The sequence below is a fragment of the Serratia sp. S4 genome (assembly GCF_000347995.1).
GTDB lineage: Bacteria > Pseudomonadota > Gammaproteobacteria > Enterobacterales > Enterobacteriaceae > Serratia > Serratia quinivorans.
The window spans coordinates 1,410,141-1,427,015 of record NZ_KB661120.1; the positions used below are offsets into that span (position 1 = coordinate 1,410,141).

At 55.9% G+C, this 16,875-nt stretch carries 16 protein-coding genes; 7 read left to right on the forward strand and 9 right to left on the reverse strand.

Annotated features, from left to right (window positions below):
• Positions 1-2 precede the first annotated feature (2 nt).
• Positions 3-470: a molybdopterin synthase catalytic subunit MoaE gene (moaE, locus tag SERS4_RS0107330; RefSeq protein WP_026142255.1), complete on the forward strand. Its 468-nt coding sequence runs from the start codon at positions 3-5 to the stop codon at positions 468-470.
• A gap of 254 nt (positions 471-724) precedes the next feature.
• Entirely contained in the window at positions 725-1,435 is a 711-nt protein-coding gene (locus tag SERS4_RS0107335; RefSeq protein WP_012005759.1) for a Bax inhibitor-1/YccA family protein, read from the forward strand.
• Positions 1,436-1,479: 44 nt separating this feature from the next.
• On the opposite strand, the gene SERS4_RS0107340 is transcribed toward SERS4_RS0107335, so the two are convergent.
• The 5 genes from SERS4_RS0107340 to cecR form a co-directional block, all read right to left on the reverse strand.
• Positions 1,480-2,586: an ABC transporter permease gene (locus SERS4_RS0107340; protein WP_017891983.1), complete on the reverse strand. Its 1,107-nt coding sequence runs from the start codon at positions 2,584-2,586 to the stop codon at positions 1,480-1,482.
• A gap of 11 nt (positions 2,587-2,597) precedes the next feature.
• Positions 2,598-3,752, reverse strand: a complete 1,155-nt coding sequence (locus SERS4_RS0107345) for an ABC transporter permease (RefSeq protein ID WP_017891984.1) — start codon at positions 3,750-3,752, stop codon at positions 2,598-2,600.
• Positions 3,749-5,479, reverse strand: coding sequence for an ATP-binding cassette domain-containing protein (locus tag SERS4_RS0107350; RefSeq protein WP_017891985.1), 1,731 nt, complete (start codon positions 5,477-5,479; stop codon positions 3,749-3,751). The genes SERS4_RS0107345 and SERS4_RS0107350 overlap by 4 nt, the downstream gene beginning before the upstream one ends.
• 10 nt (positions 5,480-5,489) lie before the next feature.
• Positions 5,490-6,476, reverse strand: a complete 987-nt coding sequence (gene hlyD, locus SERS4_RS0107355) for a secretion protein HlyD (protein ID WP_017891986.1) — start codon at positions 6,474-6,476, stop codon at positions 5,490-5,492.
• 208 nt (positions 6,477-6,684) lie between these two features.
• Complete coding sequence (gene cecR / locus SERS4_RS0107360) at positions 6,685-7,383, reverse strand: transcriptional regulator CecR (protein WP_012005764.1); 699 nt, start codon at positions 7,381-7,383, stop codon at positions 6,685-6,687.
• A gap of 305 nt (positions 7,384-7,688) precedes the next feature.
• On the opposite strand from cecR, the gene rhlE reads away from it, so the two are divergent.
• A complete protein-coding gene (gene rhlE / locus SERS4_RS0107365) occupies positions 7,689-9,059 on the forward strand; it encodes an ATP-dependent RNA helicase RhlE (protein WP_012005765.1) in 1,371 nt (456 codons plus the stop codon).
• A 60-nt stretch (positions 9,060-9,119) separates the two neighbouring features.
• Here rhlE and SERS4_RS0107370 read toward each other — a convergent pair whose 3' ends face one another.
• Both SERS4_RS0107370 and SERS4_RS0107375 read right to left on the reverse strand, forming a co-directional pair.
• Positions 9,120-10,148, reverse strand: coding sequence for an HlyD family secretion protein (locus SERS4_RS0107370; protein ID WP_017891987.1), 1,029 nt, complete (start codon positions 10,146-10,148; stop codon positions 9,120-9,122).
• Positions 10,149-10,150: 2 nt separating this feature from the next.
• Complete coding sequence (locus SERS4_RS0107375; RefSeq protein WP_017891988.1) at positions 10,151-11,758, reverse strand: MFS transporter; 1,608 nt, start codon at positions 11,756-11,758, stop codon at positions 10,151-10,153.
• 160 nt (positions 11,759-11,918) lie between these two features.
• Here SERS4_RS0107375 and SERS4_RS0107380 point away from each other — a divergent pair, with 160 nt between their 5' ends.
• From SERS4_RS0107380 to dusC, 4 genes are all read left to right on the forward strand, one after another.
• Complete coding sequence (locus tag SERS4_RS0107380; protein WP_017891989.1) at positions 11,919-12,698, forward strand: IclR family transcriptional regulator; 780 nt, start codon at positions 11,919-11,921, stop codon at positions 12,696-12,698.
• 12 nt (positions 12,699-12,710) lie between these two features.
• Positions 12,711-13,160 (forward strand): universal stress protein, encoded by a 450-nt coding sequence (locus SERS4_RS0107385; RefSeq protein ID WP_017891990.1) that lies wholly within the window; start codon positions 12,711-12,713, stop codon positions 13,158-13,160.
• Positions 13,161-13,184: 24 nt separating this feature from the next.
• The gene (locus tag SERS4_RS0107390; RefSeq protein WP_017891991.1) at positions 13,185-14,144 is read left to right on the forward strand and encodes a D-2-hydroxyacid dehydrogenase family protein; all 960 of its coding nucleotides are present in this window, start codon (positions 13,185-13,187) and stop codon (positions 14,142-14,144) included.
• Between the two features lie 80 nt (positions 14,145-14,224).
• Entirely contained in the window at positions 14,225-15,154 is a 930-nt protein-coding gene (dusC, locus tag SERS4_RS0107395; RefSeq protein ID WP_017891992.1) for a tRNA dihydrouridine(16) synthase DusC, read from the forward strand.
• Between the two features lie 64 nt (positions 15,155-15,218).
• On the opposite strand, the gene SERS4_RS0107400 is transcribed toward dusC, so the two are convergent.
• Positions 15,219-15,683 (reverse strand): FidL-like protein, encoded by a 465-nt coding sequence (locus SERS4_RS0107400; protein ID WP_017891993.1) that lies wholly within the window; start codon positions 15,681-15,683, stop codon positions 15,219-15,221.
• Positions 15,680-16,519, reverse strand: a complete 840-nt coding sequence (locus SERS4_RS0107405; protein WP_017891994.1) for a winged helix-turn-helix domain-containing protein — start codon at positions 16,517-16,519, stop codon at positions 15,680-15,682. Before SERS4_RS0107405 ends, SERS4_RS0107400 begins: the two co-directional genes overlap by 4 nt.
• Positions 16,520-16,875 lie beyond the last annotated feature (356 nt).

Genomic DNA, 16,875 nt, shown 5'->3' on the forward strand with positions numbered 1-16,875 from the left:
TGGTGGAAAATACCCGTATCCGCGTGGGGGAAGCGCCGTTCAACGTCGGCGAAGAATACCAGTGGCTGGCGCAGTGCGACGATGACGGTGCCGTGGTGACCTTTACCGGCAAGGTACGTAACCATAATCTGGGCGATAACGTCAGTGCGCTGACGCTGGAACACTACCCGGGCATGACCGAAAAAGCGTTGACGGAAATCGTGGACGAAGCACGCAGCCGCTGGCCATTGCAGCGCGCGACGGTGATCCACCGCGTGGGTGAGCTGTTCCCTGGCGATGAGATTGTGTTTGTCGGCGTGACCAGCGCCCACCGCAGCATGGCGTTTGAGGCCAGCGAGTTCATCATGGACTACCTGAAAACCCGCGCCCCGTTCTGGAAGCGCGAAGCCGTTGGCCAGGGCGACCGCTGGGTTGACGCACGCGACAGCGATCGTCAGGCGGCGGAACGCTGGCATAAAATCATTAAGTGATCTGTACACCCTATGAATTTCAAGCTGTAGCTAGGCGGCCAGCTCACTCATTCCCAGGCGCTTACTTGAGTAAGTAACTGGGGTGAGTGAGTGCAGGTAACAACGCTACAGTTTGAAAGGCGACGGGTGTAAACAGCAGAAACAAATCAATACCTTTGCCGCTTTGCCATTATATTTTCTGTGATACGCTTATAGCAGGCCGAGTCTCGCAAAATGGGACTCAAATCTTGTTCCACACGCAAAAGGTAACCGTCATGGACCGATATCCACGCTCTAATGGTTCAATCGTCGAACGTGCCAACAGCGGCATTCAGGCTTATATGGCGCAGGTATACGGCTGGATGACCTGTGGCATGCTGTTGACGGCGTTTGTATCCTGGTACGCGGCCAACACGCCCGCGATCCTTAACTTTATCTTCTCCAGCCAGATCACCTTCTTCGGTCTGATTATCGCGCAGCTGGGTCTGGTGTTCGTGATTTCCGGCATGGTCAATCGTCTCAGTGGCACGGTCGCCACCTCGCTGTTTATGTTGTATTCGGCGCTGACCGGGTTGACGCTTTCCAGCATTTTCATCGCCTATACCTACAGCTCGATCGCCAGTACCTTCGTGGTAACCGCCGGTATGTTTGGTGCGATGAGCCTGTACGGCTACACCACCAAGCGTGACCTGAGCGGTTTCGGCAGCATGCTGTTCATGGCGCTGATCGGGATAGTGCTGGCTTCGCTGGTCAACATCTGGCTGAAAAGCTCCGCGCTGATGTGGGCGATTACCTATATCGGGGTGGTGGTGTTTGTTGGCCTGACGGCGTATGACACCCAAAAACTGAAAGCGATGGGCGAACAGTTGAACGCCGATGACAAAGACAGTTTCCGCAAGTACGCCATCGTTGGCGCGCTGACGCTGTACCTTGATTTCATCAACCTGTTCCTGATGTTGCTGCGTATTTTCGGCAACCGCAGATAAGAATCTATATGACTTGTAGGGGCTCAGCATGCTGAGCCCTTTTTTTATGCAATTTTACGGCGGAACATGGCGTAAGCGGCGCTGCCGGTGGTGGCGGTGATCGCCAGTAACGGCCACAGGCTATGCCAGATGATGCCGAAGCTGGCGTCCTTCAGGTAGATCTGTTTGGTGATGTCGGTGAAGTGGCGGATGGGATTCACCCAGGTGAGGTTTTGCAGCCACACCGGCATATTTTCTACCGGCGAGACATAGCCGGAAAGCAGGATCGCCGGCATCATAAACACGAAAACGCCGATAAACGCCTGTTGCTGAGTGGCGCACAGCGACGAAATCAGCAGGCCGAACCCGACCAAAGACAGCCCGTAAATCAGCATGGTGCCATAGAACAGCAGCAGCGAACCGGCGAACGGGATCTGATAGATAAAGATACCAATCAACAACACGATGCTGGCCTGGAAGGTAGCGACGATCAGCGCCGGTACCGCCTTGCCGATAAAAATCTGCCAGGTGGTCAACGGTGACACCAGCAACTGTTCCAGCGTGCCCTGTTCGCGCTCTCGCGCTACCGACAACGAGGTGACAATCAGCACACCGATAGTGGTGATCATGGCGATCAGCGACGGCACCACGAACCACTTGTAATCCAGATTCGGGTTATACCAGTTGCGTATTACCAGTTCGCTGTTGTTGGGTTTGGCCCGATCGCCGATCAGCTCATTCTGATAGTCCTGCACAATTTGCTGCACGTAGTTGGCGGCGATTTGCGCGCTGTTGGAGTTGCGTCCGTCAAGCAACAGTTGCAGCGGGGCGGTATTGCCGCTCGCGATATCACGCGAGAACTGGGCCGGGAAGCGGATCAGCAGCAGCGCTTTTTGGTTGTCGATGGTGGTTTGAATCTCTTGTGGGCTGCGCAACAGCAGCACATGCGAGAAGGCCTTGGCTTTGGCAAAGCGCTGGGTCAGTTCGACCGAGGCATGGCCGCTGTCTTCGCTGTACACCGCGATGGTGGCGTTGGTCACCTCCAGCGTGGCGGCGAACGGGAACAGCAGCACCTGCAGGATAACCGGCATAATCAGGATGGCACGGGTCTGCGGATCGCGCAGCAGCGACTGCATTTCTTTTATGATTAACGTCCAGAGACGGTGAAACATCGTCTTTCCCCTTAATCCAGCCGCCGCTGGGTTTTCCAGGCCGTCAGGCCGATAAACACCACCGCCGAAGCGATCAGGAACAGCAGGTTAATCATCAGCACCGTACCGACGTTGCCCGCCAGGAACAGCGTTTGCAGCGTGCTGACGAAATAGCGTGCCGGAATGATATAGGTTATGGCGCGTACGATGGCCGGCATGCTGTCGATCTGGAAGATAAAGCCGGACAGCATGATCGATGGCAGAAAAGCGGCGTTGAGTGCCACCATCGCCGCGTTAAACTGGTTGCGAGTAATGGTAGAAATCAGCAGCCCCATGCCGAGCGTACTGGCCAGGAACAGGCTGCTGATAACGAATAAAATCAGCAGCGAACCGCGATAGGGCACGCCGAGCACCCACACCGATACCGCCATGCATAACACCATGGCGATCATGCCGAGGAAATAGTAGGGCACCAGTTTGGACAGCAGCAGCTCAGTACGCGTCACCTGGGTGGAAAGTAGTGCCTCCATGGTGCCGCGCTCCCACTCGCGTGCGATCACCAAAGAGGTGAGGATAGCGCCGATCACCGTCATGATAATGGTGATAGCGCCGGGAATGATGTAGTGCCGGCTGATGGCCGCCGGGTTGAACCAATAGCGCATCTGCACGTCGATTAAGGGTTTTTCCTCGCGCCCGCGGTCGGTGGCGCGCTGTTGTTGCCACACTTGCCACACCCCCTGGGTATAGCCCTGAACAAAGTTGGCGGTATTCGGCTCGCTGCCGTCGGTGATAATTTGAATCGGTGCGCTGTCGTGCGGCCGCGCCATACGTTGGGCAAAATCGTTGGGGATCACCACCAGCCCACGGATGCGTCCGGCCTGCATCAGTTGGATCAACTGCTGACGGTTGTCGCTGATGGTCGGCTCGATGTAGGGTGAACCGGTAAAAGCATTGGCCAAGTCACGCGCCTCTTCGCTCTGCTGCTCCATCAGGATGCCCAGCCGCAGCTTGCTGGAGTCCAGATTGATGCCGTAGCCAAAGATAAACAGCAGCATCAGGGGAATGACGAAGGCGATCAGCCCGCTGCTTGGATCGCGCAGAATTTGCCGCGTTTCTTTCAGGCACAGCGCGCGCAGCCGTCGCCAGGAAAAACCACTGTCGTCGCGGGTGGCGGTTTGACTGTTCATGCTTTTTCCTCCTGATCGTAACCCTGCACCAGTTCGATAAACGCCTGTTCCATTGATGGATTGGGGTTATCGCTGCTGGCGACCTGATGCTTGAGATCGTCCGGGGTCCCGGCGGCGATAATTTTGCCGCGATACACCAGCCCGATGCGGTCACAGTATTCCGCCTCGTCCATAAAGTGGGTGGTGACCATCACCGTCACGCCTTTATCCACCATGCCGTTGATATGCAGCCAAAATTCGCGCCGGGTCAGGGGATCGACGCCCGAGGTCGGTTCGTCGAGAAACAGAATATCCGGCTCGTGCATCAGTGCGCAGGCCAGCGCCAGCCGCTGTTTGAAGCCCAGTGGCAGCGAGTCCGGCGTCTGATTGAGGATCGGGCCAAAGTTGAAGGCGTTGGACATCTCGCTGATTTTATCGCGCTGTGCCTTGCCGCTCAGGCCATAAACGCCGGAGAAAAACTTCAGGTTTTGTGCCACCGTCAGGTTGCCGTACAGCGAGAATTTCTGCGCCATATAACCCAAATGCTGGCGCGCCTTGCCGGAGCTGGTTTTCAAATCCATACCCAGCACCAGCGCCTTGCCTTCGGTGGGCACCAGCAACCCGCACATCATTTTAAAGGTGGTGGATTTACCGGCACCGTTCGGGCCGAGCAGGCCGAAAATCTCCCCGCGCTGCACTTTGAAGTCCACGTGGTCGGTGGCGGCAAAGTCGCCGAATTTCTTGGTCAGCCCTTGCGCTTCGATCACCGTTTCCGTGCTTTCTCCCTCGACGGTCGGCATGATCTCCGCCAGCGCCGATTTACTGTTTGGCCCGCCGCCGAGCAGATCGATAAACGCATCTTCAAAGCGCGGTTCCGCTTCGCTCAGTTCGGCATCCGGCAGATCCAATGCCTGCAGTAGCTGGCGATGATCTTCGCCTTGTTTGAGGATCAGCCGCAGGTATTTCCCCTGAATCACGCCGTCGGTGACCGCCGGCAGGCAGATCGCCCGTTGCAGCAGGGCGCGGTGGCTACCGGCCGGTGGCGCGATCAGCACCGTGCGCCCGGCCATTCTCTGAGTAAGATCTTTCGGTGCGCCGCTGAACAGCAGTTCCCCTTCGTTAAGCAGCAGCACTTCGCGGCACTGTTCGGCTTCGTCCAGATAAGAGGTGCTCCACAGGATCAGCATGCCGTCGTTGGCCAGTTCATGCACCATGCGCCACAGCTCGCGACGCGAGATAGGATCGACGCCGACCCCCGGCTCATCCAGCAACAGCACCTGCGGTTGCCCGACCAGCGTACAGGCCAGCCCGAGTTTTTGCTTCATTCCGCCGGAAAGTTTGCCTGCCAGCCTGGTGGTGAAACGGGTGAGATCGGTGAATGTCAGCAAGCGATCGAACGTCTGCTTGCGGAGATCGCCGGTGACGCCGCGCAGATCGGCGTACAGCGTCAGGTTTTCCATCACCGTCAGATCTTCATACAGACCAAACTTTTGCGGCATGTAGCCGAGAATGGCATGCAATTGACGATCCTGAGCGATCGGATCCAACCCGGCGACGCGCAGGGTACCGCTGCTGGGTTTGAGCAGCCCGGCCAGCATCCGCAGCAGGGTGGTTTTACCGGCACCGTCCGGGCCAACCAGCCCGGTGACCGCGCCGCTGGTCAGCCGGGTAGTCAGGCTGGCGACCGCCGGTTTTGCCAGTGACGGGAAACGCTTTTCCAACGCCTCAAGCTCAATGACCTGTTCCATCACCGCTCCCTCAAGGTTGGGCAAAGCGAACGGTGACCGGCATCCCCTGGCGCAGCGCGTCATCGGCGTCGGTCACTATCACCCGCAGGCGGTACACCAGGTCGGTACGCAGGTCCGGGGTTTCGACGCTCTTCGGAGTGAATTCAGCGGTCGGCGAGACAAAGCCGATTTTGCCGTGATACGGCTTGTCTGGCCGGCCGTCGGTGTAGATTTCCAGTTCGGTGCCTGGCGTCGCTTTACTCAGACTGGTTTCATTCACATAGGCACGCACCCACACCGGACGGGTCAGCGACAAAGTGAACACCGTGCCACCGGCACCGAGCATGGTGCCCGGCTCGACCGCACGCGTCAGCACCGTGCCGGCGGACGGGGAAACTAAAGTGGTGTCGTGCAGGTTAAGCTGGGCCTGAGCCAGTGCGGCTTCGCTTTGCGCCAGATTGGCTTTGGCCTCTTCTATTTCTTGCGGACGATTACCGCTCAGGTATTGCGCCAGCTTGTCTTTCGACGCCTGCAGGTTGGCCTGCGCCTGATTGCGTGAGGTGCGGGCATCTTCCAGTGCGTCGGCAGAGGTGGCATTTTTCGCCCACAGGCCCTGTTGGCGCTTCAGGAAGCTATCGGCATAGCTAAAGGCGGACAGGCGCTGCGCCATTTCCGAACGTACCTGGGCTATTTCTTCGGCGCGGTAACCGGCCATCAGCAGCGCCAACTTGGCTTTGGCACTGCCGACGTTAGCCTGCGCCTGCTGCAGCGCGTTGATGTAGGGCGCGTCGTCCAGTTTGCCGAGCAATTGCCCCGATTGCAGGGTATCGCCTTCATCCACCGTCAGCGACGCCAGCCGCCCATCGACGCGGAAGCCCAAATTCACCGTGCGAATATCCACGTTACCGTACAGCGTCAGCGGTTTATCCTGATGCTGTTGGTAATACCAGACCCCGTAAACGGCCGCGGCGATCAGCACAACAACCGCCACCAAAAAGGCACTGCGTTTTTTATTCATAATTCTCCCTGCCTGAATTTATACCCGTCATCTTTCAAGTTGCAGCGTTGTTACCTGCTTACAAGGCCCATCCATGGTCCTTGCCCTTTCAGGGCCGCTGCAAGCAGCGTTCAAATCTGTTCCCGACAGATTTGTCGCTCACCCCAGTTACTTACTTGAGTAAGCGCCTGGGGATGAGCGAGCTGGCCGCCTAGCTGCAACTTGAAAGCTATAGGGTATACGCGCCATAGCGTTGGCGCAGCCCATTAACCAGAATCTCAATGTGTTCAGCCAGTACTTCGCTGATTTGTTCCGCCTCGGCAGTGTCGATCTGCTGCCAACCGGCCTGTCGGCGAACGGTTTCCCGCGCCACGCGAAACGACAACACTTCGCCGATCAGCGCGTGGGTATGCAGCACAATTTTGGTCGACTGCGGATCGATGCCGGTGTAGGCCGCCAGCAGGCGGCACAGCTTGTTATGCAGCGGCGCCACCACCTGTTGGTGGATCAGCGGATAGGCATCGGTGGGGGAGAGCTGCTCGCGCGACATGATTTTGCTCAGGTTCAGCGTCTGTGGTTGAGTCATCAAATCGCTGAACGCCAGCAGGCCACGTTTCAGATGTTCGAGGTAGTGTTCCGGCAGACGTTCGGCTTCCGGGAGTTGCCAGAAGCGGTCAATCTCTTCGGCCAGCGGGCGAAACGCCTGCTGGATAAAATCGGCAATCCATTGTGCGACGGCCAGATACAGGCCCTCTTTTGAATTGAAGTAGTAGGTGATGGCGGCGATGTTGTGCCCGGCACGCTGGGCAATATCGCGGGTGGTGGCACCCTGAATGCCGTATTCACCGAACATTTCGATGGCGGCGGCGATCAACTGCTGACGCGCTTGCTCGCCCCGTGCCCGGCCGGCAGTCTGATTATTTGGCATTATTGATGGCGCTCATAAAAGTTAATCAATCATATGATTAACTTTATGCCAGATTGCATGAAATGCAATCAGTAACCGCGGTTTATTTAAGGGTATCTTTTCGGATTTGGCTGAATTGTCGGCATATTGTGCTCTGCGTCACTTAATTTACGTTTTCTTGTTCGACTTCTGCTACACTCGCCCGCTTGGTGCACTGCAGTTTGTGCCAATCCCTCGTGGTCATGCAAAATGTCCCGTCTGATAATCCTCCCAGGAAACTGCACCGAACACTGTTAGGTTAGGGGGGATCTGGAGTTTTTCTCTTTATGTCATTTGAAACCCTCGGCTTAAGTGCTGAAATTCTGCGCGCTGTTGAAGAACAGGGCTATCGCGAACCTACGCCAATTCAGCGCCAGGCTATTCCTGTCGTATTGGAAGGTCGTGACCTGATGGCCAGCGCCCAGACCGGTACCGGTAAAACCGCTGGCTTTACCCTGCCGCTGCTACAGCTGCTGAGTAAGCATGACCATGCGGTCAAAGGTCGCCGTCCGGTACGTGCGTTGATCCTGACGCCTACCCGTGAACTGGCTGCGCAGATCGGCGAAAACGTCGAATCCTACAGCAAATACCTGCGCCTGCGTTCGCTGGTGGTATTTGGTGGCGTGAGCATCAACCCGCAGATGATGAAACTGCGCGGCGGCGTCGACGTGCTGGTGGCAACACCGGGTCGCCTGCTGGATCTGGAACACCAGCGCGCGGTTGACCTGTCCAAAATTGAAATTCTGGTGCTGGACGAAGCAGACCGCATGCTGGATATGGGCTTTATCCATGATATCCGCCGCGTGCTGGCCAAGCTGCCTGCCAAGCGTCAGAACCTGCTGTTCTCTGCAACCTTCTCCGACGACATCAAAGGGCTGGCCAACAAACTGTTGCACAACCCGGCATCGGTTGAAGTGGCGCGCCGCAACACCGCGTCCGAGCAGATTGAGCAAAGCGTGCACTTCGTTGACAAGAAGCGTAAGCGGGAACTGCTGTCCCAGATGATCGGCGAAGGTGACTGGAAGCAAGTCTTGGTGTTTAACCGCACCAAACACGGCGCCAACCACCTGGCTGAACAACTGAACAAAGACGGCATCACTGCCGCGGCTATCCACGGCAACAAAAGCCAGGGCGCTCGTACCCGCGCACTGGCCGATTTTAAAGACGGCAAAATTCGCGTATTGGTCGCTACCGACATCGCGGCACGCGGTCTGGACATCGACCAGTTGCCACACGTGGTGAACTACGAGTTGCCTAACGTGCCGGAAGACTACGTACACCGCATCGGCCGTACCGGTCGTGCTGAACGTACCGGTGAGGCGATCTCGCTGGTGTGCGTGGATGAACACAAACTGCTGCGTGATATCGAACGCCTGCTCAAACGTGAGATCCCGCGTATTGCTCTGCCGGGCTATGAGCCGGATCCGAGCATCAAGGCCGAGCCGATCATCAACGGCCGTCAGGCTGGCGGGCGCGGTGCGCCACGCGGCAACGGCGGTGGTCAACGCTCCGGTAACGGTGGCGGCCAGCGCAGTGGCAACGGTGGCGGCAATGGCGGTCAGCGTGAAAACCGCGGTGGCGGCAGTGCGCGTCCGCAGGGTGATGGCAAGCCGCGTTCAGGTGCTCCGCGCCGTCCGCGCAGCCGCCCGGCTGAGTAAATTGCGCTGTTGTCAGCCGTCAGAGGCCACCTTTAGGGTGGCCTTTTTTATTGGCAAAAATCAGCGCATCTCAAGTTCCGGTACCACCGACATGCCAACGCGCAGCCGCGCCAGTTCCGGCTGGTTGGGTTCCAGCAGGATCTTCACCGGCAGGCGTTGCACCACTTTGGTGTAGTTGCCGGTGGCGTTATCGGCGCTGATGGCGACAAAGGTCGAGCCAGTGGCCGGGGCGATGCTGTCAACGTGGCCGCGCAGCGTCACGCCGGGCAGCGCATCGACGGTGATGGATACCGGCTGGCCGGCAGACACGTTGGCTAACTGGGTTTCCAGGAAGTTGGCGACCACGTAGCTCTGTTCTAACGGCACCACCGCCAGCAGCCGCGTACCGGCGGAGACCCAGGCACCCTGGCGTACCGCCCGCTGGCCGACGCTGCCGGCAATCGGCGCAATAATCTGGGTATAGGAAAGATTCAGACGCGCCTGATCAACGCTGGCCTGCGAGGCGGCAATATTCGCTTCGGCCTGTTTGCGACTGGCCTGCAACACCCCGACTTCTTTACGTGCCGAAACCACCGCCGCCTGATTCTGCTTTAGCTGTGCGGCGGCGGTCTGCATCACGGAGGCCGATTTCTGCTGCTCATCAGCGGTGGCAGTACCGGTTTTCAGCAACCGGCGATAGCGATCGGCGTTCTGCCCGGCGTAGTTGAGCGTGGCCTGGCTGGCGCTGACGCCGGCTTCCTGCTGGGCAATATTGGCCTGCTGTTGATCCAGCTGCGCCTGAATACTGGACAATTTGGCCTGGCTAATCTGCAGATTGGCCTGAGCCGTTTCCAGCGCCACGCGGTAATCCCGATCGTCGAGGGTGGCCAGCACCTCACCGGCTTTTACCTGCTGGTTGTCACTGACGTTGACGCTGCGGATATAGCCGGAAATCTTGGGGGCCACCAGCGTGTAATCGGCGCTCACGACTGCATCATCGGTACGCAAATGGTGGCGATTGAGCGATGAGCGGACAAAAAAAGCAATCGCCAGCAGGATTAACAGCAGCAACGCCAGGGTTAAGGTTCGTTTTGCAGGGGTGAAGCTCATGGTTATGATCCTGATGTTTTTGGAACTAGAGGTAAAAGCGTTTGCGGCGGATAGACACGCTTCGGCAACCAGGCGGTCAGCAACACCAACAGCAGTGCACAGCCAATAATCAGCAGGTAGGCGTCACTGATACTGAGGATCACCGCCTGATGCTTCACCAGCGTCGAAAAATGCCCGAGATTTTCCGCTGAACTGACCGAGCCGTCCGGTAACAGCGGCATAGCTCCGCTGGCGTGTTCTGAGCTCTCTGCCGTCATCAGCCACGGGCGATTACCCAGCCGGTCAACCAGCACATGAGAGTGAAATTGCTCCCGGTGGCTAATAAAATTCTCAACCAGGCTGCCCGCCGCCACGGCGGAAAAACCGCGCACGGTGTTAAACATTGCCGAGGCAAAAGGCCCTTCCGGTGGCAGGATCACGCTGGTAGAGGTCATTAACACCGGTAAAATCATCATCGGTTGGCCAAATGCCTGCAGGCCTTGGATTAGCCAGAAGTTTTCTCGTGCCCAATCGTCGGTCAATTGCATTCCCAGCAGGCAGGAGACGGCGATTAGCGCGGCACCGATAGTCAGCACCCAACGGGCGTCTATCCAACGCAGGTTCAACAGGGCGGCGATGAAAGGGGCTATCACCAACTGCGGCAGGCCGACGGCTAACGCCAGCGGCGCAAATTGTACGGTGCGAAAACCCTCCACCTGCGAAAAGTAAAACGACGGCAGCATTGAGCCTGACAGCGCCAGCAGCAGCACGCCAGCCAGCGTCAGCAGGCTATAAGAAAGATTGATGCGCCGCAGTAATTGCAGTTTTAACAGCGGCAACGGATGGAACCATTCGTTGATTAAAAACGTCATCAGCAGCGCGATCGACACCGGCAACATCAGGCTAATCAAGGGTGAATTGAACCAGTCGAGTCGCTCACCCTGAGTTAGCGAAAGGATCAACAGCGCAATACCGCTACAACCGGTCAGCATGCCGAACAGATCGATCTGGCGGAAACGCTCCAGCCGCAAGGGATCCTGCGGCAACCCCCAGCCGATCAGTAAGGAGGCTATCAGACACAGCGGGATCGCCTGCCAAAAGACAAACTGCCAACCCAGACTGTCGGTCCACAGCGCCGCCAGCGGTGCCGCGACATTGGGGCCAAAGGTGGCGGTGAGCGCATAGGCGGCCAGCCCGTAAAGTTTGATGGTCGGGGGCAGAAAACGCAGCGCCACCGTCATCAGCAACGGCGGCAATGCCCCGCCAAACAGGCCTTGCACCACCCGCAGAGCAATAAACAGCGTGGGATCAGCAGTTAACGGCTGGAGTACGCCGACGGCGGCAAAACCGCCGATCATCACCAGGGCGAAACGGCGTAGCGAAAAGGTCACGGCAAACCAGGGGGCCACCATCATGGCCGACACTTCCGCGGCCTGATAGGCCGAGGTGATCCAGCTCCCCTGGTCGAAACCGATACCGATAGCCGCGCGGATATCCGCCAGCGCCAAATCACTGATGCGATCATTGAGTCCTGAGGTCAGGGCGGCAATCAGCACACCCACCAACCCCACAGCCAGACGCAGGGTAAAAGGATGCGGCGCAGCGACGGCAGGCGCAGGCTGAGCATTCATAGTATGACTCCAGAAACGAAACTTACGATGCACTGTATTGCATAGCGATACATTGTGACGCATGCTACATTGTGATGCACTGTATTGCAATGTGGTACATCGTGCCGCCTGACCGGAAAAAATGTTACAGTGTGGTCAAAAGCAAGGAAAAGAGCCTTCCATGTCCGAACCCTCAACATGTTGTGATGATGAAAAAGCCGGCGGTATTCAGGTCATTACCCGTGCGGCTAAAATCCTCGATGCGCTGGGCGCCAAGCCCAATGGCATGAGCCTGGGCGAAATAGCGCTGGCGGTCGATCTGCCGCGTTCCACCGTGCAACGTATCGTCAACGCGCTGGACTCCGTGCAATTGGTGCGCGGTGGTGCCGGTGGTGTGCGTCTGGGGCCGTCGTTGCTGCGGCTGATTGCCAGCGTACATACCGAAATGGTGTCGATTGCGACCCCCTGGTTGCAGGCGTTATGTGACGCCACCGGCGAGACGGTATCGCTGGGGCGCGCCAGCGGTTTGCAACTGGCGGTAGTGCACTACATTGTGGCGGATCGTGAGCTGCGAGTGGTGCCACGCATCGGCATGAATCTGCCGCTGTACAGCACCTCCGGCGGGCGAGCGTTGCTGGCGTTGAACAGCGACGATGCGGCCCGGGATTTACTGGGTGAGGCCTATAGGGCCGTGACGGATCTGACGGTGCGTGATTTTCCGGCACTGCTGCAGCACCTGACCGAAATACGCCGTACCGGCCTGTCCTTCGATCGGGAAGAAACATTGGAAGGCGTCTCTACCATGGCGGTGGCTATCGACACCATTCTGGGGCGTTTCTCCATCAGTCTGTTAGTGCCCAGCACCCGTTTGGCCAAGAATGAAGCTCGCTTCCGCGAGGAGATCCTTAAGTGTAAAGACGCGTTGATCGATGAGATTGGCAAGGTGGCGTCGCGAGATTAACCGGAGAAGATAATGAAAACGCTGTTGGTTGCGGTTGATAATTCCGCTAATGCCCGTAAGGTCATTTCACTGGCTGGCGAACAGGCGTTGGCGCAACAGGCGGCGCTAGTGGTGCTTTGTTGTGTCGATCTTAGCTATTCCATGACGGGGCCGTTTGAAATTGAACCGGGTGAAGATCCGGCAGATTTCGGTTGCGCGCAGGATGAACAACAGGCCGCCGCGACCGTGGTGCACCGGGCACTGAGCGAACTGCAGGCGGCAGGGGTCAATGCGCGTGGGCGGGTGGTGGCCGGTGAACCGGCAGAAACCATAGTTGCCCAGGCTAAAGAGCTGAATGCGACAATGATTATTATGGGGCGACGCCATCTTTCCCCCTTTAGACGTTTGTTAAATGGGTCGCACAGCGCCCTGGTGATTGAGAATGCCGATTGCCCGGTGCTGGTTGACGTGCGTGCCGACTGACTTTGCCTAATCCCGGAGCCGAAGATGAAACTAAAATGTGCCATTCTTGATGATTATCAGCAGGTCGCGCTCAGCATGGCCGACTGGTCTGCCCTCGGCGATCGGGTTGAGGTGTTCAGCATCGGTCAGCATTTTAGTGATGAAGCGGAACTGGCCGTGCATCTGCAGGACTGCGATATTTTGGTGATTATGCGTGAACGCACGCCAATCACCGCCACGCTGCTGGCGCGTTTGCCTCAGTTAAAACTGTTGATCACCTCGGGCATGCGCAATGCCTCTATTGATTTGGCGGCGGCGGCACAGCGCGGGGTTATTGTCAGCGGTACCGCCAGCGGCTCTGCCGCACCGATGGAGCTAAGCTGGGCACTGTTGCTCGGGCTGGCGAAGCATATGGTGCCGGAAAGCGTCGGCCTGCGTAATAACGGCCCCTGGCAGCAAGCGGTTGGCGTGACCCTGCAGGGCAAGACGCTGGGCCTGCTGGGGTTGGGCAAGATTGGTAGCCAAATGGCGGTGGTGGCGCAGGCGTTTGGTATGCGGGTGCTGGCCTGGAGTCAAAACCTGACGGCAGAAAGGGCCGCCGAGGTGGGGGTGACGCTGGCAGCATCCAAACAGGCGCTGTTTGAACAGAGCGACTTTGTTTCGGTTCATCTGGTGCTCAGTGAGCGTAGCCGTGGGCTGGTGGGCCGGCCAGAGCTGCAGGCGATGAAGAAAACCGCTTATCTGATCAATACCTCGCGTGCGGCGATTGTCGATCGCAACGCGTTGATTGACGCATTGCAGCAAGGGCAGATCGCCGGTGCCGGGCTGGACGTGTTTGAGGTTGAACCCTTGCCGAGTGACGACATCTTCCGCCAACTGCCCAACGTGTTGGCGACGCCGCATCTGGGTTATGTGGCCGACAGCAACTATCAAATCTATTTCCGCGAAGCGATCGAAAACATTGAGGCGTTTATCGCCGGTGTTCCGCTGCGTCAATTGGCGTAGCGCGGTTTTATTCCCCCAGATGCTTGTCTGCTGCGGGCATTCCCCCGTATCATTGCGCGTCTTTTTTAGCAGGGGTGAACATGCGCGTATTATTGGCTCCGATGGAGGGCGTTCTCGATTCTTTGGTGCGTGAGCTGCTCACCGAAGTGAACGACTACGACCTGTGCATCACCGAATTCCTGCGCGTGGTTGATCAACTGCTGCCTGCCAAGTCTTTCTACCGCCTGTGCCCTGAACTGCACCACGCCAGCCGTACGCCGTCCGGCACCCTGGTGCGTATCCAATTGCTCGGTCAATACCCGCAGTGGCTGGCAGAAAACGCCGCTCGCGCGGTGGAACTGGGTTCTTACGGTGTCGATCTTAACTGCGGTTGCCCGTCCAAGCTGGTTAACGGCAGCGGCGGTGGGGCGACGCTGCTCAAAGACCCGGAGCTGATTTACCAGGGCGCCAAAGCCATGCGTGCAGCGGTACCTGCCCATTTGCCGGTAACGGTAAAAATACGCTTGGGCTGGGACAGCGACAGCCGCAGTTTTGAAATCGCCGACGCGGTACAACAGGCGGGTGCCACCGAGCTGGCGGTGCATGGCCGTACCAAAGAGGACGGGTACAAGGCCGAGCGCATTAACTGGGCGGCGATTGGCGAGATCCGCAAGCGGCTGACCATTCCGGTGATCGCCAACGGCGAAATCTGGGACTACCAAAGCGCACAAGACTGCCTGCAAACCACAGGCTGTGATGCGGTGATGCTGGGGCGCGGCGCATTAAACGTGCCGAACCTAAGCCGGGTGGTGAAATACAACGAACCGCGCATGCCGTGGCCGCAGGTGGTGCAACTGCTGCAAAAATACGTTCACCTGGAAAAACAGGGCGACACCGGCCTGTATCACGTGGCGCGGATTAAACAGTGGCTGGGGTATTTGCGCAAAGAGTATGCCGAGGCCACCGAGTTGTTCGGCGAAGTGCGTGCGCTGACCAACTCGAAGGACATTGCCCGGGTGATCTGCCGCTAAAATGAGAAAACGGTGGGTTACCCCGGCGATAACCCGCGCTAATTTATATCTTTGATAGAAATAATTATTCTTTTGCACAAATAAGATGCGGAGTATTAATGCTTTTTATCAAAATCGCATTATCTTTTAAGTGCGCTATTTCTATATGAAACTCAACGCCAGGTGATTCGGGCAAGATATCCCTTGACCAGATGTCTTCTGGGGTCGTGTCTATGGAGTGTTTGACTACTTTGGTTATTTTCATGGCTTTAACCTTATTGGTTTCATTAGGCGAAAGCGAGAAGTAGCTGCTTCTGGAGAGCCAGTAGCTATGTTCTTTCGTCTTAACGGTGCCCATGATGTTGAAAAACCCCTCCGTATCATCCGTTAGAAAAAAATTCAACCGTCCTACAAATGAGATGAAGTCGTTATCTTTTTCTATCAGAAGTTGGTATTGCGATGTGCATTTAAACGGTTCGTCGGCGCGAATGGGCAATGAGAAAAACACTAAAAACAAAATAGCATTAAAGGTTATGAGTATCTTTTTCATTTTAATGCGTTTCTCTGTATTTTGAGGTTTAAGCAGTTGTCGTAATGGTTTTCGTTGTTTTTACTGCAAACTGAAATCAGCATTACTCTTTGTAATTTGCTATAAAATTTGTCTTCTGAGTAAAAAACGTCCTTCTCACTGCTTACACAATCAATCTTTTTATCATTAAGCACGTCTGTTACTTTTTTTATATTGCTGGTATCTATTTCAGCATGGCCAATAACGTAAATTTCACAGTTACTCAACTCAGACACCTTGGTGTAGGGGGCGTAATTATGGTGTTCTTTATACCTGGATATCAGTATTGCTATCAGTAATGCACCCACGGCCAACACTATAAAGACGGTGATTTTTTTGTTTTTTGTAAATGAGCGAAGGTAAAAGCGTTTTTTTGAACCCTCTTTTTCAATCATTTTGTCTTCTACTTCTACTTCTACTTCTACTTCTACTTCGTTATAGGGGCTGTTTCCCTGGTTGTCCATCGGTTCTGAGGGCAGCAACATGGCTTCTGCAAGAACAATATCACCTTCAAAGCGAAATCCCAGTTTAGGAATTGTCACGATAATTTCATTCACTAGCCCAAAAAGCGCGAATGCCTTACGCAGTTCGCTGATGTAATTATTTAAACCGGCATTAGAGGCGGTGAAACCATAGGTGGACCATACCCTTTCCAGGAGGTCATTCCGGGTAATATTTTTTTTGTTGTTCTGTATTAGTTCCAACAACAATCGGCTTGCCGGTTTAGTCAGTTTGGTGACGGCCTGGTTATTCTCGTAAAGAAACAATGTCAATTCGTCAGAGTTAAAAACAACGATTTTATTTATTATGTATTTCATATTTATAAGTTTTATGTTGATGAGCAGGTGTTGTTGTTAGCAGACATCCTATCGCAGATTGTTTTCTTTTCAAGAAAAATCTCATTGTCACCATAAGAAAATTCCAGTGGAGCTAATTTATTATTTTCATTCTGGTGCAATAATCTTGTTGCTGTCATTGACTTGATAATTTTTGGTGTAAAAATATAATTTATTTGTGCTTTTTGGTTTTTAATGTCGTAAATTAATTATTATTTAGTTTATTTTGCTGTTTAATTTCTGGTGGGGGTATCATTTTCACATCGCCAAAACAGGGGGCTAGCAAGATTCTCTGTAGTGGCGAAGGTGAACAAATAAAGGGTGGCTGCGTAAGCACA